Source organism: Hymenobacter seoulensis, from assembly GCF_054780535.1.
On record NZ_BAAGWD010000002.1, the window covers coordinates 1,149,736 to 1,171,843 of the forward strand.

The following is a 22,108-nucleotide window of genomic DNA, read 5'->3' on the forward strand; positions in this document are numbered from 1 at the left end:
GCTTTCTACCTTTGCGCGCCTATTTGGGGTGTGGATAGCTGTATTAGCTAGTTCTATCTTTTTCAATCTTTTGTGTAGATGAGAAAACAACTACTCTTTTTACCCCTGCTACTAGGGGTTGTTTCGGCGTATGCCCAAACCAATTTTCGTCCGGGCTACGTGCTGCCGCTTTCCGGCGATACCCTGCGCGGCGAAGTAGACTCGCGGAGCGAGCGGCGCAACAGCATTATGTGCCGCTTCCGGCCCGCAGCAGGCGCCGAGGTAACCGAATATAAGCCGGAGCAGCTGCGGGCCTACGGGTTTACCCAAGCCCGGAAGTACCAAACCCGCCTATTGCCTACGGCCGCCCGCTCCGCCGCATTTGTGCAGGTGCTGGTCGATGGCCCGCTTTCCCTATATCACTTCACCAACGAAGACGACAAGGAACTCTATTACGCTCAAAAAGGCATAGAAAACGCCCTGCTGCCGCTAGTGCAGCGCGATACGACCATTCTGCAGTATAACCAGCAAACCAGGTCTCAGACCAAGGTTCAGAACCGGGTATACTTGTTTCGCAATACCCTGTGGAGTGTAATGGCCGATTGCCCGAAGGTGCAGTCTACGCTTACCCGCACGGAGCTGACGGAGTCGCAGTTGATGAAGGTAGTTTCGGCGTACAATGAGTGCGTCGGCGGGCAGCAGTCCATTGCCCCTACGGCCAAGTCCAAGATGAATCTGCAGGTGTTTGGCGGCGGCTTTCAGGCCAAGGTGAACTATAACTTCGATGGCGAAAGGGAGCTCAGCTCGTCTATGCGTCCTACGTTTGGCGCCGGCGTGCAGGTGCATCCCAGCCGGTTTAACTACCACCTTTCCCTAGTAGGGCAGGCCCTGTACGTGCAGCAGAAATACGCCACGGCCTATACCGGCAACGGCACGCTAGGCCCAGGCTACAAGCGAACCGCCAGCATTGAGTTCTCCTCGGTTCGGATTCCGCTGCTGATGCGCTACAGCCTGACGAAAAGCGTTATCCGCCCCTACATCCAGGCCGGACCCGTTTTCGCTCTGAATATGGGCCGCGACGCCTACCGAACCGATCATCTGGAGCGTTTCTCGGCGGAGCCAACCGTTACGCCCATCGACCTTCGTTCCTACGGTATTGGCGGAACCATCGGGGTAGGCGTGGCCATTCCGGCAGGAGCAGCCGGCTACTTCAACCTAGAGGCCCGCGCCGACCGGTTTGATAACACGTCGGAAGAAACAGGGGTTATTTCCGGTTCCACGGGTCTGTCACTGCTGGCGGGGTTCACTTTCGGCAAGTAAGCAGGCCAGACAGTGTCTGAAAACTCAAGCTCAGCATGACGTTCAGGCAGAGCAAATCATCTTTTCAGACACCTCATTAAATTTTGAAGTGCAAGCAGCGCCCGGGACCAGTTTTCCGGGCGCTGCTTTGTTTATAGGGCAGGGGCGGGGGCAAACCACCAGCTTTTTAGCAACTCCCGCTGCGCCGCCGTACCTTTGCGGCTCGCTTTCCTATTTCTTCTTACCCGATGCAACTTCTTCGTTCCCGTCTGGCGGCTCTGAGCTTGCTGGCTGCTGTAGCCTTAGCTCCGGCGTGTCAGCGTGGCGCTTATCAGCCTAAAGCGCAGCTAGCGCCCGTTACGGCGCAGCCCGTTGGCGCTACCATCACCGAAGACCCCAAAGCCGCCTCCACCATTGCCCCGTACCGCCAGCGCGTAACCGAGCAAATGACTACCGTGCTGGGTAATGCGCCGGTAGCGATAACCAAAAACAACGGCGAGTCGCCGCTGGCTAACTACGTAGCAGATATTCAGCGGGAGCGCGCCAGCAAGGAGTTGGGCCAGACCATCGACCTAGGCGTGATGACGAATGGCGGCCTGCGGGCGCCACTGCCGGCCGGCCCCGTTACGCTCGGCTCGGTATTCGAGTTGATGCCATTCGAGAACGAGCTGGTGGTGCTGGATGCGCCCGGCGCCGTAGTGCAGCAGCTGTTCGACTATTCCGCTCGCATCAAGATGGCCGTGGCGGGTGCCGTATATACCGTTTCGCCGGAGGGCAAGGCGCAGGATGTGCGCATCGGGGGAAAACCATTTGACCCAACCCGCACTTATACCATCGCCATTTCAGACTATCTGGCCGGCGGCGGCGACAACTTGGTGTTCTTCAAAACGATTAAGCCCCGCGGTACCGGTGTGCTGTTGCGCTCCGCCATTGCTGAATATATTAAAGAGCAAACCCGGCAGGGCAAGCCCATTGAAGCGAAAGTAGAGGGCCGGGTAAAAATTTAAGCTGAACGGCACGGCCGGTATGAGTGACGTGCTACTTCCGGCTGAAGCATTGGGCTGAAGCCGGGGATGAAAAAACCTCACTGATTTGTTGGCACTGCTTTGGCGCTGCCAGTATCACATTTCCACATCTAGCATATTCTTTCCGTGGATCGTCGCGAATTTCTGAAACATACCGGCCTGGGGGCCGCTAGTCTGGGGTTGCTAGGGGTTGCGGGGTTGCCAGCCGCGGCCGCCGATAAGAAAGGCCACCGCCTGACCATCCTGCACACCAACGATATGCACTCCCGCATTGAGCCCTTCCCCGACAATGCAGCCCAGTGGGCTGGCCTGGGCGGAATGGCCCGACGCGCGGCGCTCATCGAGCAAATCCGGAAGCAGGAGTCGAATGTGCTGCTGCTGGACTCCGGCGACATCTGGCAGGGCACGCCGTACTTCAACTTTTTCCAGGGCGAGCTAGAGTTTAAGCTCATGAGCCAAATGGCCTATGACGCCAGTACCCTCGGTAACCACGACTTCGATAATGGCCTGGGGGGTTTGCAAAAGCAGCTTCCGAACGCCACGTTCCCGTTCCTGATTGCTAACTACGACTTCACGAACACCATTCTGGCCGGCAAATTTCAGCCGTACAAGGTGTTCGATAAGCAAGGCATTCGGGTGGGTGTGTTTGGTCTGGGCATTGAAATGGCCGGGCTGGTAGCCGACAAAAACTTTGGCGCCACCAAATATCTTGACCCGGTATCGACGGCCAAAGAGATGGTAGCCAAGCTGCGCGGTCCCGAGAAGTGTGATATGGTTATCTGCCTCTCGCACCTGGGCTATAAGTACGAAAGCGCCAAAATCGACGACCGGAAACTGGCCGCGCAGGTAAGCGGTATCGACCTGATTCTGGGAGGGCACACGCACACTTTCCTGGATGCGCCTCAGCCCGTAGCCAGCCCCAACGGCCAGAACACGCTTATTAACCAGGTCGGCTGGTCGGGTATCAACCTGGGCCGCCTCGATTATTCGTTTGAGCGTGGTTCGCGGCGCCCGGCAGTTGCCGCCACCGCCGTTCTGCCAGTGGGGCTAAGCTAGCCCCACGGCAGAACCCGTAATAATATACGGTTGAGGTTTCTGTGTGGTAAAAGCGTGTAATATGCAATAGCCAGGAGTGTTTTTTTGTCTCCTGACTTTTCCACATTTTTGTCTCCCCCTAAAAAAACAGGCCCCCTGAAAGCCTGCGGCCGGCTCATTATTCCCCTCACCTGCACACCTGTTGCTTTTGCCCTAACGTATTGATGCTGAAGGATTGCCGAACCGTATGGGCCAACTGTCTTCGCGTCATCAAAGCAACAATTGGTGAGCAGAGCTTCCGAACGTGGTTCCAACCCATCGTGCCGGTACAGCTCCACAATAACGTTTTGTTGATTCAGGTGCCCAGCACCTATTTCTACGAGTTTCTGGAGGAGCACTATGTGGAGGAGCTTAAGCGCGCCATCCATCAGGAGCTAGGTCCGGAAGGACGGCTGGAGTATAGCATTGTGGTAGATCAGGGCAATGCCCAGCAGAAGCCACGCACGCTTAACCTGCCCACCACCCGCAAAACGGCGGGCCCGGCAACCTCTAATTCGTACGCGGCTACTTCCATGGCGGCCAGCGCCCAAACAGCCTCGGCCCGTAACGTGGCTGCTGCGGCCGTAGCGCCCGCGCCTACCCCCGCCACGCTTCGCAACCCGTTTGAGGCTAGTAAAACGATTGAGCGCGACTATCTTAAGTCACAGCTCAATACTACCTACACCTTCGAGAACTACATTGAGGGCGACTGCAACCGGTTGGCGCGCTCAGCGGGGTTGGCCGTGGCCAATAAACCGGGTACTACTTCCTTCAACCCGCTCATGGTGTATGGCGGGGTAGGACTGGGCAAAACACATTTGGTACAGGCCATCGGCAACCACATCAAAGCCACGAACACCGATAAGTTTGTGCTCTATGTGTCGGCGGAGAAGTTTACCAACCAGTTTATTGAAAGTCTGCGCTCCAACCAGGTGCAAGACTTTGCCAACTTTTACCTACTCGTTGATATCCTGATTCTGGACGACGTGCAGTTTTTGTCAGGCAAAGACAAAACCCAGGAGATGTTCTTCCACATCTTCAATCACTTGCACCAGGCTGGTAAGCAGATTGTAATGACCTCGGACCGGCCGCCGCGCGACTTGGTAGGCCTAGAGGACCGGCTGCTTTCCCGCTTTAAGTGGGGCCTGACTGCCGACCTGCAAAGCCCCGACTTCGAGACGCGGATGGCCATTATCCAGAACAAGATGCAGCAGGATGGCATTGATATTCCGCCGCAAGTAGTGGAGTACCTGGCCCATTCGGTGAACACCAACGTGCGGGAGCTGGAAGGCGTGCTGATTTCCTTGGTGGCTCAGAGTAGCCTGAACCGCCGCGAAATTGACATGGAAATGGCCAAGCAGGCATTACGCCATATCATTGAAGAAGTAGAAGCGGAGGTGAACCTGGATTTCATTCAGAAAGCCTGCGCCGAGTACTTCGGGGTGCCCCTAGACCTGCTGAAAGCTAAAACCCGCAAAAAAGAAGTGGTTACGGCCCGGCAGGTGGCCATGTACTTTGCCAAGGAGCACACCACGCATTCCCTTAAAAGCATCGGCCACCACTTTGGCGGCCGCGACCATAGCACCGTAATCCACTCCGTCCAGACGGTTTCGGACCTAATTGACTCCGACAAGAGCTTCCGTAGCACTATTGTAGAGCTGCGCAAGAAGTTTGCCGGCCGATAAAGCCTAATAGCCGTTTGGGTCATGTCAACAAAAAAGCCACCTGCTAGCAGGTAGCTTTTTTATTGGTTGCCGGTTGAGCAAGGCCTAGGCCTGTCCGTCGCGGAAAGGGATGTCGTGCTTGGCGGCAAAGGCCCGCACCTGCTCGCGCATGAGGCGCTTGCGTTTGGCGCCTTTTACTTGGCGTAGGCTCAGGGAGTAGTTGCCACCTTCCTTCAGCTGCAGGCGCAGCAGTTGGGGGGCCAGCTCCATGGCAGAAATTCCCTCAGCTGCAAATGCCTGCTTGGGCCGAAACAGGCCGTCTTTATGCACTATATAAGCTGGCGTGAACTCTAGGTAGCTCTGCGTGCCGAATACGGGCGCGTTGTGCACCAGCACATAGCCCAAGTACACCAAGCTAAACACCAGGAACACATAATGCAGGAAGTGCATGTCGCTGGCGCCTTCGCCCGTTACAATCAGTGCGATGGTGTACCCAATCCATAACAAGCCCAAAAAGAGCTGGCCGAGGAAGGGGATGCGCTGCGTGTTGGCGGGCTGCAGACGAATGCGAGTAGAATCTGGATGCATAAGGGCGGTAAAGTCGCTGGAGCCGACAAAAGTAAGAAGTTGTTGTCGGTTCAGCGTTGCCGGAGGGGTAGCGGATTCCGAGATGGCGGCGAAAAGCAGGCGGCTACTAGCTGTTTGGCGTGCGCCATGGCCTAGCAAAGCCTAGTTCTTCAACTGGGCCGAAGCTAGCTCCATTTCCGGTACGGCACTCAGCAGCTGCGAAATAGGACACTCTTTTTTGGCCTTTTCGGCGAATTTCTGAAACTCCTCCTGCGAGATGCCCGCTACCTCGCCTTCCGTAGTAAGCGTGATTTTGGTGATTTTCGGCACCTCGCCGGAAGTATCCAACGTCACCTTCGATTCCGTCCGGATCTGCTTTACCTGCTTGCCATCCTTGCTCAGAATGCTGGTCAGGAACATGGTGTAGCAGCCGGCATGCGCCGCGCCGATCAGTTCTTCGGGGTTCGTGCCTTTCTGTCCTTCAAACCGAGCTCCTACGGAATATGGTGCCGATACAGTTCCGCTTTGGGTGCTGATGGTGCCACCGCCTTTGATGTCGCCGTTCCAGATGGCGTTGCCACGTTGATTTATCATGAGGTGTAGTATAAGTGTGGAATGATGAGGTTAGGTACGATACTCGTGTTAAAAAGGCTGAGCCTGCCGCATACAGCCAAGTTAGCCGGCAGCGTATCTTTGAAGACTTCCTACTGTACATAAGTAGCCCGCCGCGCTTCTTCACCTCATCTTTTCCCTGCTAATGGGCCTGAAATCTACCCTGAGTCGGCCGCTGGCTGCCTACGTTGTTCGCCAGTACCAGCAGTGGCAGCAAGATCCGCTCGGTACCCAGCACCGGGTATTCCAGAAGCTGCTGGCCCAAGGTACGCGTACGGCCTTTGGCCGCGACCATCATTTTGAAGGAATCCGGACGCATCAGGACTTCGCCTGGCAGGTACCCGTCCGCGACTACGAAGCGCTAAGTCCGTATTTCAATCGAGTGAAAGCCGGCGAGCCGGATGTGCTCTGGCCCGGTAAGCCGTTGTATCTGGCCAAAACCAGCGGCACCACCTCCGGCGCCAAGTATATCCCGATTACCTCAGACAGCATTCCCAACCACATCAACGGTGCCCGCGATGCCCTGCTTCACTACGTGCACAAAACCGGCAAAAGCCGTTTTCTGGATGGCAAGCTGATTTTTTTATCGGGCTCACCGGAGCTGGAAAAAGTCAGTGGCATTAACACCGGCCGCTTATCGGGCATTGCCAATCACCACGTGCCGGCTTACCTGCGCCGCAACCAGCTGCCTAGTTACCAGACCAACATCATCGAAGATTGGGAAACCAAGCTCGACCGCATTGTAGATGAAACGCTGGCCCAGCCGATGACCTTGATTTCGGGTATTCCGCCGTGGGTGCAGATGTATTTCGACCGGATTGTGCAGCGCACCGGCCGGCCAGTGGGGGAGGCGTTTCCACAGTTCGACCTATTCGTGTACGGCGGCGTCAACTTCGAGCCCTACCGCAAAAAGCTGTTCGATACCATCGGGCGACCGGTAGATAGCATCGAGCTGTTTCCGGCTTCCGAGGGCTTCCTGGCCTTTCAGGATGAGCCCGGAAACCCGGGCCTGTTGTTGCTGCTGAACGCCGGTATTTACTTCGAGTTTGTGCCAGCGGAGCGTTTTTTCGAGAAGAACCCGCCGCGCCTGACCTTAGCAGAGGTGGAGTTGGACAAGCAATATGCCCTAGTACTGAGCTCGAATGCGGGCCTGTGGGGCTACAGCATTGGCGATACGGTGCGCTTCACCCAGAAATATCCGTTCCGGGTGGTGGTTACGGGTCGCATCAAGCACTTTCTATCAGCCTTCGGGGAGCACGTGATTGGCGAAGAAGTAGAACAAACCCTCCGCGAAGCCATGCGGTTGTACCCCGAAACGGAGGTAGTAGAATTCACGGTAGCACCCCGCGTCAGCGACAACCCCGCCGTGCCGTCGCGCCACGAGTGGCTCATCGAGTTTGCTCGCCCGCCACATGATGCCGCCGCCTTTGCCGCCGCCCTCGATACCGGCTTGCGTCAGCGCAACGTGTACTACGATGATTTACTCAGCGGCAACATCCTGGCTCCGCTGCTGCTCACGCCCCTGCCAGCCGGCGCGTTTCAGCGCTACATGAAAAGCCAGGGTAAGCTCGGCGGCCAAAACAAAGTGCCACGGTTGAGCAATGACCGGAAGCTAGCAGAAGGATTACTAGGATAGCTAGTAGCGTAACACCTCATTCATTTGAAATGAATAGTCATGTACCCTTCTATATAGGAACAGGTCTTACCCTAGCGTTATTGCTGCTAGGGTTGGAAAAGCAGTTAAGAAATAACAGTCTACTTAAGATTATTCTGAGTGTTACCCTTTTTATAGGGTGCCTAGGATTTTATATACGTAGTCCGGCTTACCAATCAGTTGGAGCTAATGCCGCAGATTCTTTGTGGTCACCCTTCTTTTTCATCCTTTCTTATGTGGCACTAAGCTGGGTATACATACGCATATACCAGCAGAATCCTACGTACTATCGAAATTCATGGTACGATCCTAATGAAGGTCGCAATCAGAATTGGTTAGATGTTGTAGTTCATTTAGTGCCACTACCGATAGGGCTCTTATTGCCTATGTTTATAACGCATTTGTTAAAATAAATGGCCGACAAACCCCAACTCCACACCGCGTGCCTTGCCTACGTGCAGGAACGCATCGAAGCCTGTGAGGCCGCTATGCGCGCCGCTCAGGAATCGGCCAACTCTGAAACCAAAAGCAGTGCCGGCGACAAGTACGAAACCGGCCGCGCCATGGCCCAGAACGAGCGGGACCGAAACGCTGTGCAGCTTCAGCAGGCCCGGCAGCTACTAGCCGAGGTAGAGCGCATCAACCCCGAGCTGCCCTGCGACACGGTGCGCCCGGGTGCCTTGGTGGCAACCAGCATGGGCCAGTTCTATATCAGCATCAGCGCCGGTAAGCTTTCATTGGATGGCCAAGACTACTTTGCTGTGTCGGCGGCGGCGCCGGTAGCCGCTGCACTGGCTGGCAAGCGGGCGGGCGAGCAAGCTCTGTTCAATGGCAAACCCGTGCATATTTCGGCCATTCAGTAATGTTTTGGGAAGTTACTAGGCACCAACGGTTGAGGTTAGGCCTGCCGCGTCAGCAACTGGCTGGGCTTCGTGTACCTTTGCTTTCGTCCTGCCTTATCTGAATATGCTTTCTACCTTTCCCAAACGCGTAACCCTGCTCGGTTCAACCGGCTCCATTGGCACCCAGGCCCTAGAGGTAATACGGAGCCAGCCCGGTAAATTCACCGTTACGGCGCTTTCCGCGCATTCCAACGCTGAGTTGCTGGTGCAGCAAGCCCGCGAGTTCCGGCCCGCTGCCGTGGTTATCGGCGACGAAGCGAAATACGCCACTGTGAAGTCGGCGCTGGCCAACCAACCAGAAACCCAAGTGCTGACGGGCGCTGCCGCGCTGGCCGATGTGGCTGGCCGCGAGGATACCGACGTCGTGCTGACGGCCATGGTAGGCTACGCCGGGCTGCTGCCCACGGTGCGCGCCATTAAGGCCGGCAAAACCATTGCCTTGGCCAACAAAGAAACCCTAGTAGTGGCTGGGCAGCTGATTACGGAGCTGGTAAAAGAGTGCGGCGTAGGCCTGTACCCCGTCGATTCAGAGCACTCGGCTATTTTTCAGTGCCTGGTAGGAGAGGAGCAGAACCCGATTGAAAAGATAATCCTGACGGCTTCGGGTGGGCCGTTTCGGGGCCGCAGCCGCGAGCAGCTGGCGTTGGTTACCAAAGCACAGGCCCTCAAGCACCCCAACTGGGACATGGGCGCCAAAATCACCATCGACTCAGCTTCCTTGATGAATAAGGGTCTGGAGGTAATTGAAGCCAAATGGTTGTTTGGCCTCCAGGACAGCCAGATTGATGTGGTAGTGCACCCGCAGAGCATCATTCATTCCCTGGTGCAGTTTCAGGATGGCTCGTTGAAAGCCCAGTTGGGCCTGCCCGATATGAAGCTGCCCATTCAGTACGCGCTTGGCTATCCGCAGCGGTTGCCGAGCAGCTTCCCGCGTTTTTCATTCCTCGATTACCCGCAGCTTACCTTCGAGCAGCCCGATACAAGCACGTTCCGCAACCTGGGCCTGGCGTTCGAGGCCATGAAGCGGGCCGGAAATGCGCCGTGCGTGCTCAACGCCGCCAATGAGGTAGCAGTGGCTGCCTTCCTGCGCGACGAAATAGGGTTCCTGGAAATGTCGGACCTAGTAGAAACCAGCCTCGCTAGGGTTTCGTACCTTGCCAGCCCAACCCTGGACGACTATGTGCAGACCGACCGCGAAACGCGCCGCATCGCGCAGGAGCTGCTAGGTGCCCGCACCTGACACCCTGACCGAAACACGGCACTAGATGGCGAATCGGTGCGTTGTTTGTAGCAAGGGCACTAGCCAATCTTGTTACGCTTAGTCGTCTTTGGTTGGCGCCTTCTCCACAATAAGTGTCTACTAGCTTAGGTACCTTGCTTCGGCAACCCAACTAAGCTCACTGGCAGCTTGTTGCATCATTACTAATCACCTAATACCCTACCCCCTTTGGAAGGACTTATCATGGCCGGGCAGATGCTGCTGGGCCTTTCAATTCTGGTTGGCTTGCACGAGTTCGGACACTTTGCAACCGCCAAATACTTCAAGATTCGGGTCGATAAGTTTTACATCTTCTTCGACTTCCTGTTTCCGCTGCCCGGCGTGATGAACTTCGCGCTGTTCAAAAAGAAAATTGGCGACACGGAATACGGTCTGGGTTGGTTTCCGCTGGGTGGCTACGTTGCCATTCACGGCATGATCGACGAAACCCAGGATGCCGACAGCCTATCTGCTGAGCCGCAACCCAATGAGTTTCGGGCCAAGCCAGCATGGCAGCGCCTCATCGTGATGCTCGGTGGTATCATTATGAACGTGATTACGGGCATTGTTATCTTCACGCTCCTGACGTTTAAGTACGGCGAGAGCTACCTACCGGCCTCTGAAGCTCGCTACGGCATTGTACCGAACGAACTAGGCAAGGAAATCGGCTTCCGCACCGGCGACAAAATCGTGAAGATCAACGGCCGCCCGTTCACGGAGTTTAACGATGTGTACAGCCCCGATGTGGTACTAGGCAACAATGCCTACTATACCGTCGACCGCGCCGGCCAGATTGTGGACGTGCCCGTGCCAGCCAACTTCATGGACCGCCTTGCTGATGAAGGCCAAGCCGCTTTTGTACTGCCCTTGGACCCCTTCGTGGTAGACCAGGTGGTAGCCAGCAGCCCCGCCGCCAAAGCCGGTTTGCAGCCCAACGACCGCATCCTGAAAGTAGGCGCCCAGCCTATTCAGTTCTTTCCGGAGCTTCAGAAAGCCCTGAAAGACCAAGCTGGTAAAACGGTGCCCGTACAAGTGGAGCGTGCCGGCCAGCCCGTAACGCTGAGCGTGAATGTAGATGAGGATGGCAAAATCGGTTTCCTGCCTAAGTCGCTCTTGCGTTTTGCCACGCGCCAATACAGCCTCCTGGAAGCTGTGCCGGTAGGCACAAAACAGGCTTTCGGAGTTGTTACTACCCAGATTAAGGCCTTCGCAAAGATTTTCCGGGGCGAGGCTTCCTTCCGCAAGTCCATTGGCGGGCCTATTGAAATTGCCCAGCAGTACGGCGGCAAGTGGGATTGGCTGCGCTTCTGGACCCTCACGGGTATGCTTTCCATGGTGCTGGCCTTCATGAACCTGCTGCCCATTCCGGCCCTCGATGGCGGCCACGTTATCTTTCTGCTCTATGAAATGATAGCTGGCCGCAAGCCGTCGGATAAATTTCTGGAGAATGCGCAAAAAGTGGGCATGATCATGATTCTGGGCCTAATGGCTTTCGTGCTGATTGTGAACCCACTGCTGAAGGCGTTTGCCAAATAAGAAATCAGTAAATTAGTTGCTGCTGAAAGCCGTGCTGCCTTGGGGTGGCACGGCTTTTATAATAGAAGGTAGCAGCGGTTTTGCTGCAACTGCCTGCCCCGTTTTCCACCTTTCGGTTATGTTCCCCTTTAAATACGCGCGTCAGCTTTTCCTACTTACCGGCTTTGTGCTGCTGGGGCACCTAGTAGCTTGGGCCCACGCCTACCACGTCAGCATTATGGAGCTGCGCTTCAACCCCGAAAAGCAGCGCCTCGAAATGGCTATGAAGGTATTTATTGATGACTTAGAGAAAGGCTTATCGGCAGGTAAGCCGGCAACGGTTCGGACCGATTTGCTACCTAGGGCTCAACTGAATCCTATGCTTACGGAGTTGCTGAACCGGTCTATTCAGTTCAGCGCCCGGCCTGGTGAAACGCTGCCCCTTACGCTGGTAGGTATGCAAAAGGAGTCCGATTCGTACTGGCTGTACTTTACGGCGCCGCTGCCTGCCTCCGCTACCGGTGTTAGCCTGCGGCACCAGTTTCTGTTCAGCACCTTCCCCGATCAGATGAACATCGTCAACCTGGAGGCGAAAGGGCAAAAGCAAAGCCTGCTCTTTCGAGCGGATGAAGCCCAACAGCAGCTGAAGTGGTAACTACCCCTTTAAAAGCCAGAAGCCGCTCGGAACAGTGTTCCGAGCGGCTTCTGGCTTTTATATACACCTATTACACCCAGGTTACTACCAGCCGCTGCCTGCGCCGGAATCTTTCTTGCTGCTATCTGCATCGCCTTCGGGTTTGATGAGCCGGAACTCTACGCGGCGGTTGGTGCGGGCGTCTTCTTCAGTGGCTTCATCCTGCTTCAGGGGCCTAGTAGAGCCGTAGCCGAAGCTGTCAATGCGGTTAGGTTGGAGCTTGCCTTTCTGCTCGATGTAGCGCCGGATGGCTTCGGCCCGCTCCTGCGAAAGCCGCTCATTGAAATCAGGGTCGCCTTTAGAGTCGGTGTGGCCGGCAATGCTCAGGCGGAACGTGGGGTGGTCGACCATGAACACGGCAATGCGGTCAAGAACGGGGTGCATGCTTGCCCGGATAGAGGCCTTATCCTGATCAAACTCGATGTTCTTGAAGATAAGCGGCAGCTTATAGTCAATGGAGTTGGTCATCAGCGTCATCACGGTGTCGCCCTCCAGCGCAAACTTCTTTTCTACGCTAAAGAAATCAGGGCTCTGGATTAGCAGTACGTAATGCGAGCCCTCAATCAAATCGAAGTCAAAGGAGCCGTCATCGCGCAGGTATTTGCTGGCTACCTCAATTCCGTTATCGGTATCAATAATACTGACAATGCCGTTCAAGGGCCTACGGCTAACTGAGTCAATTAGGGAGCCTTCTACGTGGGTGGTAGCCAGCGGCTGGGCTTCCATGGGCAGTGGGAAGGAAAAGAGGTCGAGGTTTTTCATCTCCTTTTCCTCGGAGCGCGCATAGTACAGGTTCTTCGACTCAGAGTCGATGGTGAAATAGTACTCCGAGCCCTTGCCATTTACTAGGGGCCCAATATTGATGGGCTCCTGCCAGCGGCCCCGCACACGGTACGTTTTGTAAATATCGAAGTCGCCGAAGTTGAGTAGCTGTCCGCGCGAGCTGAAATACAGCACGTGGTACAGCGGATGATAGAAGGGGCTTACCTCACTTTCGCGGGTATTCACGATGGGCCCCATGTTCTCGGCGCGGCCCCACTGCCCGTTTTTCTGCTTCACAGTGTACCAGATGTCAGAGAGGCCAAACCCACCGAGGCGGTCAGAGGCAAAGTACAGCGTATCCTCGTTGGGCGAGAGGGTAGGCTGCGAGTCCCAGGCATTTGAGTTTACGTTGGCACCTAGGCTTTTGGGCATCGTCCACTGTCCGTCCTTGAAAGTAGACGAGTACAAGTCGCAGTTGCCGTGGCAGCTTGGGCACTCGCACCGCGCGAAGTACAGCGTCTTGCCATCCTTGCTGATGCAGGCAGAGCCTTCGTTGTAAGTTGAGTTGATGGGCTTAGGTAGTGGCTCGGCTTCCGTCCAGAGGCCGTTTTCGCGGCGCGAGGTGTACAGATCCTCATCGATGATGCTATTGATACCCCGCATCTTTCGCTTTGAGGTAAAAATCAGCTGGTCGGCATCAGCATTTAGGGTAGGGCCGTAGTCTTCTACCGCTGAGTTGATGGCGTCGCCCATGGTAGTGTACACGCCCTTGGGCGGCCGGAATGCCGCAATATTCTTGCGGTACTCTACAATCTCGTAGTACGTTTTGAGCGGTACGTACAGGTCTGTCTCCTTTTGCTCCAGAGAGTCGTAGTAGAGCTGCACCTTTTTCATATCCTGGCGGCGGTGCTTCAGGGCAAGGCGGAAATAGGCCTTGGCGCGGTCCTCATTACCCGACTTCTCCCAGAGCTGACCTAGGCGCCAGAGCATGTTGGGGTTCTTGTAGAAATTCTCGATGCCGAACTGGCCTACATACGCTTCCAGCAGGTTGCGGGCAGCTGTCCAATTTTTGCGTTTTTCGGCGCGCTGAATTTCCCGCAAGGCCTTCTTATCATTGAAATAGGCAATACGGTTGATGTTCGGAAAGTCGGGAGTGGCATCGGTGCGGGCCCGGGCTGTGCGCACCATCTTGGCCGTGAGCTTGCGCTGAGCGTTGGGCAAGTTGCTTTTCTGCTGGGCAAAAACATAGCCAGGCAACAGGAATAGCAGAGCAGCCAGCAGATAAACGGAGGGCAAGCGAGAAAAGGGGAGCATAGTAACAATAGGGCACAAAGCGGTGGGAAACCGGCAAGCATCAAAAATAGGAATTTTTGGATGCTGGTGCATGTTCCCTAGGGCACAATAAGGCGCAAACTTGCCAGAAAGCGTACAAGCTCAGGCAGCAACCCTGCCGATGTGGCTGCCTGGCTGGATGGCACGGCACTTGCCGAATCAGTACCTTCGAAAAAATAGTCCCGTAATAGGGGTCGAAACCATTAGCTGCTGCTGTCATTCTGGCACCTGGGTTTCGTTTTTGCCCGCCTTTCCCTGCATGAGTCAACATAATTCCTCTAAGTCGCCGCTTTCTTCCTTACTGCTTATGGCTGAAGATGCTGAAGAAATGGTGTCCATTGTGGCCGCCGACCCCGACCAACCCCTTGGGCCCGATGAGTCGCCGGAAGTGCTGCCGCTGTTGCCAGTGCGCAACACGGTGCTGTTTCCGGGAGTAGTACTGCCGGTTACGGTCACGCGCAAAAAGAGCATTCGGCTGGTACGCAAGGCCTACCGCACCAACAAAATTGTGGGGGTAGTAGCCCAAAAAAACGGCCTCAGCGACGACCCGAACCTTCAGGATCTGTTTCAGGTAGGCACGATGGCCAAAATTCTGAAGCTGCTGGTGCTGCCCGATGGCAATACCACCATCATCATTCAGGGCCAGTCGCGCTTCCGGATTGAGGAAGAAGTGCAAAGCACGCCCTATCTCACGGCCCGCGTGAGCTACACTCCGGAGGCATTCCCAAACAAAACGTCGAAGGAAGTAAAGGCGCTGGTTTCGTCGTTGAAGGAAGCCGCGGCCAAGATGCTGAAGCTCAACCCCGAGATTCCGCAGGAGGCCCAGATTGCGCTGGATAATATTGAGTCGCCGTCGTTTCTGACGCACTTTCTGTCTTCCAACATTAACGTAGAAGTAAGCATTAAGCAGAAGCTGCTGGAAATCAACGACGGCGTGGAGCGCGGCACGCACCTGCTGGAGCTGATGATGAAGGAGATTCAGCTGCTGGAAATCAAGCGCGAAATCCAGACTAAAGTCCACACCGACATCGACCAGCAGCAGCGCGACTACTTCCTGCGGCAGCAAATTAAAGTGCTGCAAGATGAGCTCGGCTTTGATGGCCCCGACCAGGAAGTGGATAAGCTGCGCCAGCGGGCCAAAGCCAAAAAATGGCCGGAAGCCGTAGCTAAACACTTCAATAAGGAACTCGACAAGCTCACCCGCATTAACCCGCAAGCCGCTGAATATCCGGTGAGTGTAAACTACGTGGAGTTTCTGCTGGACTTGCCGTGGGCGGAGTACACCAAAGACAACTTTAATCTGAAGCGCACCCAAAAAATCCTCGACCAAGACCATTACGGTATGGAAAAGGTGAAGGCGCGCATCATCGAATATCTGGCTGTACTGAAGCTGAAGCAGGACCTAAAGGCCCCGATTCTGTGCCTGTATGGCCCGCCCGGCGTGGGCAAAACTTCCCTAGGCCGCTCCATCGCCAAAGCCCTCGGGCGGCAGTATGTGCGCATGAGCCTCGGGGGCGTGCGTGATGAAGCCGAAATCAGGGGACACCGCAAAACCTACGTGGGTGCTATGCCCGGCCGTATCATCTCGCAGATCAAAAAGGCCGGCGCCTCCAACCCGGTTATTGTGCTCGATGAAATTGATAAGCTGGCCTCTGACTTCCGCGGCGACCCAAGCTCGGCGTTGCTGGAAGTGCTGGACCCTGAGCAGAACTCTACGTTTACAGATAACTACCTTGAGGTAGAGTACGACCTCTCGCGGGTACTGTTCATTGCCACGGCTAACTCGCTGGATACCATTCAGCCCGCCCTGCGCGACCGGATGGAAATTATCGACCTGACGGGCTACACGCTGGAAGAGAAAACCCAGATTGCCAAAAAGCACCTGTGGCCTAAGTTGCTGCACGAGCATGGCCTAGGCCCCAAGGATTCTAACATCAGCACGCCCGCTTTGCAGCGCGTCATTGACGACTACACCCGCGAGTCGGGAGTGCGGAGCTTGGAGCGCAAGCTGGGGGCCGTGGTGCGGAATGTGGCCAAGAGCAAGGCTATGAAGGAAACGTACCCTAGCACGCTGGAGCCGAAAGATATTACCCGCATCCTGGGAGCAGCTATCTTCGACCGCGACCAGTACCAGGACAACGAAACCGCTGGGGTAGTAACCGGGCTGGCCTGGACCTCCGTGGGCGGCGACATTCTGTTTATAGAAAGTCTGCTGAGCCGTGGCCGGGGCAAGCTGACGCTCTCAGGGCAGCTCGGCGACGTCATGAAGGAATCGGCGGTAACGGCTTTAAGCTATCTGCGTAGCCGCGCTGAGGAGCTAGATATCGATTACCGACTTTTCGACCAGTACGACCTACACATTCACTTTCCGGAAGGGGCTGTGCCCAAAGACGGACCTAGTGCTGGTATTGCCATTTTCACCAGCATTGCCTCGGTGTTCACGCAGCGCAAAATCCGGAGCCATTTGGCCATGACCGGCGAAATCACGCTGCGTGGCAAGGTATTGCCCGTGGGCGGCATCAAGGAAAAAATTCTGGCGGCCAAGCGGGCCGGTGTGCGCGACATCATCCTGTGCCCGAAAAACAAAAAGGACATCGACGAAATATCGGCCGACTACCTCAAGGACCTCACCATTCACTATGCCGACCGGGTAGATGATGTGCTGCGGGTGGCGTTGCTGAAGGAAAAAGTAGCACACCCGATGAAGCTGATTGTGCGTGATGACGTCCCGGTGCCAGCCAGTCCGAGCGTAGAAGTAAGCTAGTAAACGCGCAGGCTCTTTTGGCTGGCTAGAAGGCTAGGCAGAAGGGCCTGCGCGTATAATCGGCTGCCATGCAATAAAGCTTCTTCGGTCGGCGTCTTATCCGACAACCTGCTTTATCTTTCGTTTGATGACCCGACCGTTACGCTGCACTATAGCGCTTGTTGCTTTACTAGGCCTGGCTTCGGGGGGAGCCTCGCGGGCACATGCGCAAATTGGCGGCAAACAGGCCTTTTCGTTTCTGAATCTGCCAACCAGCGCCAAGCTAGCCGGATTAGGCGGCGTGAACGTATCGGCCCGGGATGCAGACCCCACGATGCTATACGGCAACCCGGCCTTGCTGAATCCCGACATGGACGGCACCCTGGCCTTGGGCTACGTCGACTACCTAGCGGATATCAAGCAAAGCACGGCGGCCTACGTGTTCAATACTCAGAAAGCCGGCCGATTTGGGGTGGGCCTCACGTACCTAAACTATGGGCAGTTTGACCAGTTTGATGCGGCTGGAAATTCACTAGGGCAGTTTTCGGTGAATGAGTACGTGCTTAGTATTGCCGACGCGTACACGTCTGGGGTATTCACGCTCGCCGGTACGCTCAAGCTCGCCGGCTCCGGTATTGCCGGTAACCACTCGTTTGCTGCGCTGGCTGATGTTGGAGGGGTTTTCAAGCACCCGGAGCAAGACTTCACGGTGGGGCTGGTGGTACGCAATGTGGGCATTCAGCTTAAGCCCTATGATGGGGCTAGTCGGGAGCCGATGCCGCTGGATGTGCAAATAGGTACTTCCTTTAAGCCGGAGCACCTGCCGTTTCGCTTTTCCTTCACGGCCCACCACCTCCAGCAACTGGATATCGTGTACCTCGACCCCAACCAGCGCGGCCAACTGGACGAGAACGGGGTAGAGGTAAAGCCCAAAAAAAGCCTAGGCGACAAAATTGCCCGGCATTTTGTGGTAGGAGGGGAGCTCCTACTTAGCAAGAACCTTAACGTGCGGGTTGGCTACAACCATCTGCAGCGCCGCGAGCTTCGTTTGGATAATACCTCGGGCGGCGCGGGCTTTTCGTTTGGCGTGATGTTGCGTATCAGTCAGTTTCAGCTTGATTACACGCACGCCGGCTACCATGCATCGGGCGGTGCCAACTACCTTACCGTTTCCCGTAACCTGAATTCTTTGTTTAAAAAAGTACCAGCATCCTCTGCGCCCGTTACTCCCTAGGCTCAGAACTACGCTAAACCCTCCCAACCGCTGTGGCGCTGTGTATTGGCTTGGTCCGCGCCCGGCTTACCCTACTTGCCCTATGCTCGAATCATCTGATTTTCTGACCCCGGCCCAGATTGTGGCCGAGCTTGATAAATACATCATCGGCCAGCATGATGCCAAGCGGCACGTGGCTATTGCCTTGCGAAACCGCTGGCGCCGGCTGCACGCGCCCGCCGAAATGCAGCGCGAAATTGTGCCCAACAACATCCTCATGATTGGCTCGACGGGTGTTGGCAAAACTGAAATTGCCCGCCGGCTGGCCAGCATTTCCGGCGCTCCGTTCACCAAAGTAGAGGCCTCCAAGTTTACGGAAGTGGGCTACGTAGGCCGCGACGTAGAAAGCATGGTCCGCGACTTGGTAGAGCAATCCGTGAACATGGTAAAGCTGCGCCGCAAGGAAGAGGTGAAAGTGCAGGCGGCTCAAATGGTCGAAGACATTATCCTCGACATTCTAATTCCACCCGTTACGGCCAGCAATGGCGCTACAAAGCCTGCGCTGGGTTTTCCTACCACTACCGGCACTGAGCTGCCCGACTCCGATCAGGAGCTGAATGAGCGCACCCGGGAGCGGTTTCGGGAGAAAATCCGCAACGGTGAAATGGATGAGCGCAAAATTGACATCCGGGTGCAGCAAAGCAACAATCCGGGCATCGGTGTTATTGGGGGGCCTGCCGGAATGGATGAGGCGAGTATGGCCGGCATTCAAGATATGCTGGGCTCCATGCTCCCTAAAAAGACGCGTAAGCGCAAAGTAACCGTAGCTGAGGCCCGTAAAATCCTGCTGGATGAAGAGGCTGCTAAGCTCATCGATATGGATGAGGTAAAAGACGAAGCCATTCGTCACGCTGAAAACGCAGGTATCATCTTCATCGATGAAATTGACAAGGTTGCCAGTCGCAGCGGCAAAGGCGGTGGCGGCCCCGATGTAAGCCGCGAAGGTGTGCAGCGCGACTTGCTACCTATCGTGGAAGGCTCAGCCGTTAGCACCAAGTATGGCATCATCCACACCGACCACATCTTGTTCATTGCCGCTGGCGCATTTCACGTCTCGAAGCCATCGGACCTGATTCCGGAACTGCAGGGACGTTTCCCTATTCGCGTGGAGCTGCAGAGCTTAACCAAGGACGATTTCTATCGCATTCTAAAAGACCCCAAGAATGCTCTCACCAAGCAATACGAAGCGCTCTTGCAAGCCGAACAGGTGTTCCTGACCTTCGACGATTCGGCCCTGGAGCGGTTGGCGGAAATTGCCTTTGAGGTAAACAGTGAGGTAGAGAATATTGGCGCACGCCGCCTGCACACCGTTATGAGCCGCTTGCTCAATGATATTCTCTTCGATGTTCCGGACCTGATCGGGCCGAATGCCCGCATCCAGATTACGCGTGAAATGGTAGAAGAGCGGCTTAGCGGCATGGTCAGAAACCGTGACCTGAGCCAGTATATCCTGTAAGAATTGCTAGGTCCTAAAGAGGCTTAAACCTCCCGAAAGAATAAAAAAGGCAGCACACGCTGCCTTTTTTGCGTTTCCCGCGTACTTTTTAGCTGTCTGCCATCTTCCTTTATCCATTCCCATGCACTACTATATCATCACCGGAGCCAGCCGTGGCCTAGGTAAAGCGCTAGCCGAAGCAGTGCTACGCCAGTCTGCTACCACTGTTATTGGAGTTTGCCGCCACGCCACCATTGAGCACGAGCGGTACTGCCACCAGCCACTTGATTTATCGGATATGCTGGCCGTGCAGAATAACCTATACAAAGTATTTCCGCACTGGTCTGATGCCGACAGCATCACGCTGATAAATAACGCCGCCGTGCTTGGAGAAATTGGCTACCTAGGAGAGCACACCAACGAACATTTTGAGTTTGTGTTTGACGTGAATATAGTCGCGCCGGCTATGCTGATGAATACCTTCCTTAGTGCCTACAGGGGCAGTACGGTGCCGCGAACTATCCTAAATATCAGTAGCGGAGCCGCCCAACGTGCTGTCGATGGTTGGGGCGCCTACTCTGCCTCCAAAGCCGCCCTTGATGCCCTTTCCCGCACGGCGCAAAAGGAGCAAGACCTGCGGGGCAGTGGCGTGCGTATTCGCAGCTTAGCGCCTGGCATCCTTGATACCCCTATGCAGGAGCACATCCGGGCAGCCGACACGCATAGCTTCAGCGAGGCCGATCGGTTTGCAAGCTTTCACGCCGAAGGCAGGTTAGCCGAGCCTAAAGAGGTAGCAGAAAAGATTGTCAGTTGGTTACGCCACGCACCATCAGCTACGGAAGAGGTAGTGCTACGAATAACGGATATCTGATGCGGATAACATAAAAAAAGGCTCTCACATTGCGTGAGAGCCTTTTTTGGAACGATAAGCGTGCTGTTGACTAGTAACCAGGGTTCTGAGTTACAATGCCACCGCTAACCTGCACTTCCCGCTGCGGGATAGGCAACACGTTGCGGAATGCTTGCTCATAGGCCGGAATAGCCGTCTGGATCATGTTCGTACGGCGCAGGTCGAACCAGTAGTGGCCTTCATACGCCAGCTCCAAGCGGCGCTGGAGCATGATGTCCGTAATTAGGTCCGCTTCGGTTTCAGCCGTAGTAGGGGCTAGGCCAGCGCGTAGGCGAATCACATCTAACTTTGCTTTAGCGTTTACCAAGTCGCCAGTGCGGGCGTAAGCTTCTGCAAGGGTCAGCACCACTTCTGAGTAACGTACCATGCTGAACTGATCATCGCCAGTGGAGGTCCGGACAAACTTAGCGGTGGTTCCAGTCGGGGAAGTCTGCGAGTTGATAACGCGACGCAGGTCGCCGGTTGGGTGAGCTGCTATCAACGAAGGAGTTGGGTCAAACTCATTCCGTCCACCTGCGGTAGAGGGGAACCAGTAAAACGCCATAGCGTTTTGGTCGGTAGGCGAGAAGAACAAACGCCAGATAGCATCATTCGCTGGGGCCGCAGTAACTGCGCCAGCCGCATTAAAACCAGCGGTGGCCGGGACTTGTAGCGCGAACGTGAGAGCATCGGTGTAGTTGCGCATCCGCAGCTCCAGACGAGCCCGCAATGCTTGGGCCGAGTTCTTGGTGATGCGGTTGCCGTTACCAACCGGCAGATTGGCAATTGCAAAGTCCAGGTCAGCCCGGATGGCTGCCACTACTTCGGCTTCGCTTGCCCGAGCGGTGGGCTTGGTCGGTTCGCCAATCTCAGTAGTTGGGGTTAGGCGCAGCGGCACACCTAGGCCGTTAGGGTAGCCATACCCTTCCGTGGTACCACCCCAGAAAGCCAGCAGGTTCATGTAGTGGAAAGCACGGAGGGCGCGAGCTTCACCGAGGGTAGCATTCTTAGCGAATGCCGGATCGGTAATGGCTTCGCTCTGCTGTATAACATAGTTGGCGCGGTTGATGGCGTTATAAATAACGTTCCATGTGTTACCAAGCTCAATGTTATCAGGCAATACCTGGTTCTGGCCTACGGCACCATAGGTAGTATTGAAAGTACCCACGTGCAGGATGTTGCCCGAAATCAGGTCGGCAAACGCCGGATACGAAATGCCATAGTAGCTGGCATTCTGTACAGCATCGTAAGCGCCTAGCAGGCCAGCTGCCGCATCTTCTTTAGTTTTGAAGCCGGTGTCTGAGCTAATGCTGTTGCGGGGCTCAACTTCCAAGGCTTTGTCGCAGGCTGCAAGTCCTAATCCAAGGGTCAGCAGAAGGGCTGAACGAGTGGCCAGTTGACGAAGGGAAAATATTTGCATGACTATATGTG

At 55.6% G+C, this 22,108-nt stretch carries 17 protein-coding genes; 13 read left to right on the forward strand and 4 right to left on the reverse strand.

What is annotated here, in order from left to right; genetic code table 11:
- Nucleotides 1-78 precede the first annotated feature (78 nt).
- The 4 genes from ACYVHC_RS12790 (at nt 79) to dnaA (ending at nt 5,062) form a co-directional block, all read left to right on the forward strand.
- The gene (locus ACYVHC_RS12790) at nt 79-1,299 is read left to right on the forward strand and encodes a porin family protein (protein ID WP_460614111.1); all 1,221 of its coding nucleotides are present in this window, start codon (nt 79-81) and stop codon (nt 1,297-1,299) included.
- Between the two features lie 227 nt (nt 1,300-1,526).
- Entirely contained in the window at nt 1,527-2,285 is a 759-nt protein-coding gene (locus ACYVHC_RS12795; RefSeq protein ID WP_460614112.1) for a bifunctional UDP-sugar hydrolase/5'-nucleotidase, read from the forward strand.
- Nucleotides 2,286-2,429: 144 nt separating this feature from the next.
- A complete protein-coding gene (locus ACYVHC_RS12800) occupies nt 2,430-3,359 on the forward strand; it encodes a bifunctional metallophosphatase/5'-nucleotidase (RefSeq protein ID WP_460614113.1) in 930 nt (309 codons plus the stop codon).
- Nucleotides 3,360-3,562: 203 nt separating this feature from the next.
- Nucleotides 3,563-5,062, forward strand: a complete 1,500-nt coding sequence (gene dnaA / locus ACYVHC_RS12805; protein ID WP_460614115.1) for a chromosomal replication initiator protein DnaA — start codon at nt 3,563-3,565, stop codon at nt 5,060-5,062.
- An 84-nt stretch (nt 5,063-5,146) separates the two neighbouring features.
- Here the strand turns inward: dnaA and ACYVHC_RS12810 are convergent, their stop codons facing one another.
- On the reverse strand, nt 5,147-5,629 hold the full coding sequence (locus tag ACYVHC_RS12810) for a hypothetical protein (RefSeq protein ID WP_460614116.1): 483 nt from the start codon (nt 5,627-5,629) through the stop codon (nt 5,147-5,149).
- Between the two features lie 141 nt (nt 5,630-5,770).
- Nucleotides 5,771-6,202, reverse strand: coding sequence for an OsmC family protein (locus tag ACYVHC_RS12815; protein WP_460614117.1), 432 nt, complete (start codon nt 6,200-6,202; stop codon nt 5,771-5,773).
- A 163-nt stretch (nt 6,203-6,365) separates the two neighbouring features.
- On the opposite strand from ACYVHC_RS12815, the gene ACYVHC_RS12820 reads away from it, so the two are divergent.
- The 5 genes from ACYVHC_RS12820 to ACYVHC_RS12840 all read left to right on the forward strand — a co-directional run bounded on the left by ACYVHC_RS12820 (nt 6,366) and on the right by ACYVHC_RS12840 (nt 12,204).
- Entirely contained in the window at nt 6,366-7,856 is a 1,491-nt protein-coding gene (locus ACYVHC_RS12820; RefSeq protein ID WP_460614118.1) for a GH3 domain-containing protein, read from the forward strand.
- Nucleotides 7,857-8,287: 431 nt separating this feature from the next.
- On the forward strand, nt 8,288-8,737 hold the full coding sequence (locus tag ACYVHC_RS12825) for a 3-oxoacyl-ACP synthase (protein WP_460614119.1): 450 nt from the start codon (nt 8,288-8,290) through the stop codon (nt 8,735-8,737).
- Between the two features lie 103 nt (nt 8,738-8,840).
- Nucleotides 8,841-10,016: a 1-deoxy-D-xylulose-5-phosphate reductoisomerase gene (locus ACYVHC_RS12830; RefSeq protein ID WP_460614120.1), complete on the forward strand. Its 1,176-nt coding sequence runs from the start codon at nt 8,841-8,843 to the stop codon at nt 10,014-10,016.
- Nucleotides 10,017-10,223: 207 nt separating this feature from the next.
- Nucleotides 10,224-11,570, forward strand: a complete 1,347-nt coding sequence (gene rseP, locus ACYVHC_RS12835) for a M50 family metallopeptidase (protein ID WP_460614121.1) — start codon at nt 10,224-10,226, stop codon at nt 11,568-11,570.
- A gap of 118 nt (nt 11,571-11,688) precedes the next feature.
- Nucleotides 11,689-12,204 carry a DUF6702 family protein gene (locus tag ACYVHC_RS12840; protein ID WP_460614122.1) on the forward strand — a complete coding sequence of 172 codons (516 nt, stop codon included), beginning with the start codon at nt 11,689-11,691 and terminating at the stop codon, nt 12,202-12,204.
- Nucleotides 12,205-12,288: 84 nt separating this feature from the next.
- Here the strand turns inward: ACYVHC_RS12840 and ACYVHC_RS12845 are convergent, their stop codons facing one another.
- Nucleotides 12,289-14,319, reverse strand: a complete 2,031-nt coding sequence (locus ACYVHC_RS12845; RefSeq protein ID WP_460614123.1) for an OmpA family protein — start codon at nt 14,317-14,319, stop codon at nt 12,289-12,291.
- Nucleotides 14,320-14,596: 277 nt separating this feature from the next.
- Here ACYVHC_RS12845 and lon point away from each other — a divergent pair, with 277 nt between their 5' ends.
- From lon to ACYVHC_RS12865, 4 genes are all read left to right on the forward strand, one after another.
- Nucleotides 14,597-17,101, forward strand: coding sequence for an endopeptidase La (gene lon / locus ACYVHC_RS12850; protein WP_460614124.1), 2,505 nt, complete (start codon nt 14,597-14,599; stop codon nt 17,099-17,101).
- 127 nt (nt 17,102-17,228) lie between these two features.
- Nucleotides 17,229-18,314, forward strand: a complete 1,086-nt coding sequence (gene porQ / locus ACYVHC_RS12855; protein ID WP_460614125.1) for a PorV/PorQ family protein — start codon at nt 17,229-17,231, stop codon at nt 18,312-18,314.
- A gap of 82 nt (nt 18,315-18,396) precedes the next feature.
- On the forward strand, nt 18,397-19,809 hold the full coding sequence (hslU, locus tag ACYVHC_RS12860) for an ATP-dependent protease ATPase subunit HslU (protein ID WP_460614126.1): 1,413 nt from the start codon (nt 18,397-18,399) through the stop codon (nt 19,807-19,809).
- A gap of 121 nt (nt 19,810-19,930) precedes the next feature.
- On the forward strand, nt 19,931-20,659 hold the full coding sequence (locus ACYVHC_RS12865; protein ID WP_460614127.1) for a Rossmann-fold NAD(P)-binding domain-containing protein: 729 nt from the start codon (nt 19,931-19,933) through the stop codon (nt 20,657-20,659).
- 70 nt (nt 20,660-20,729) lie between these two features.
- On the opposite strand, the gene ACYVHC_RS12870 is transcribed toward ACYVHC_RS12865, so the two are convergent.
- The gene (locus tag ACYVHC_RS12870; protein ID WP_460614128.1) at nt 20,730-22,097 is read right to left on the reverse strand and encodes a RagB/SusD family nutrient uptake outer membrane protein; all 1,368 of its coding nucleotides are present in this window, start codon (nt 22,095-22,097) and stop codon (nt 20,730-20,732) included.
- Nucleotides 22,098-22,108 lie beyond the last annotated feature (11 nt).

Bases quoted from the DNA above. Each gene is read 5' to 3' on its own strand.
- ACYVHC_RS12840 (WP_460614122.1), top strand. From the start codon at position 11,689: ATGTTCCCCTTTAAATACGCGCGTCAGCTTTTCCTACTTACCGGCTTT.
- lon (WP_460614124.1), top strand. From the start codon at position 14,597: ATGAGTCAACATAATTCCTCTAAGTCGCCGCTTTCTTCCTTACTGCTT.
- ACYVHC_RS12790 (WP_460614111.1), top strand. From the start codon at position 79: ATGAGAAAACAACTACTCTTTTTACCCCTGCTACTAGGGGTTGTTTCG.
- ACYVHC_RS12815 (WP_460614117.1), bottom strand. From the start codon at position 6,202: ATGATAAATCAACGTGGCAACGCCATCTGGAACGGCGACATCAAAGGC.
- hslU (WP_460614126.1), top strand. From the start codon at position 18,397: ATGCTCGAATCATCTGATTTTCTGACCCCGGCCCAGATTGTGGCCGAG.
- ACYVHC_RS12795 (WP_460614112.1), top strand. From the start codon at position 1,527: ATGCAACTTCTTCGTTCCCGTCTGGCGGCTCTGAGCTTGCTGGCTGCT.
- ACYVHC_RS12845 (WP_460614123.1), bottom strand. From the start codon at position 14,319: ATGCTCCCCTTTTCTCGCTTGCCCTCCGTTTATCTGCTGGCTGCTCTG.
- ACYVHC_RS12820 (WP_460614118.1), top strand. From the start codon at position 6,366: ATGGGCCTGAAATCTACCCTGAGTCGGCCGCTGGCTGCCTACGTTGTT.
- ACYVHC_RS12870 (WP_460614128.1), bottom strand. From the start codon at position 22,097: ATGCAAATATTTTCCCTTCGTCAACTGGCCACTCGTTCAGCCCTTCTG.
- ACYVHC_RS12825 (WP_460614119.1), top strand. From the start codon at position 8,288: ATGGCCGACAAACCCCAACTCCACACCGCGTGCCTTGCCTACGTGCAG.
- ACYVHC_RS12810 (WP_460614116.1), bottom strand. From the start codon at position 5,629: ATGCATCCAGATTCTACTCGCATTCGTCTGCAGCCCGCCAACACGCAG.
- dnaA (WP_460614115.1), top strand. From the start codon at position 3,563: ATGCTGAAGGATTGCCGAACCGTATGGGCCAACTGTCTTCGCGTCATC.
- ACYVHC_RS12865 (WP_460614127.1), top strand. From the start codon at position 19,931: ATGCACTACTATATCATCACCGGAGCCAGCCGTGGCCTAGGTAAAGCG.
- porQ (WP_460614125.1), top strand. From the start codon at position 17,229: ATGACCCGACCGTTACGCTGCACTATAGCGCTTGTTGCTTTACTAGGC.
- ACYVHC_RS12830 (WP_460614120.1), top strand. From the start codon at position 8,841: ATGCTTTCTACCTTTCCCAAACGCGTAACCCTGCTCGGTTCAACCGGC.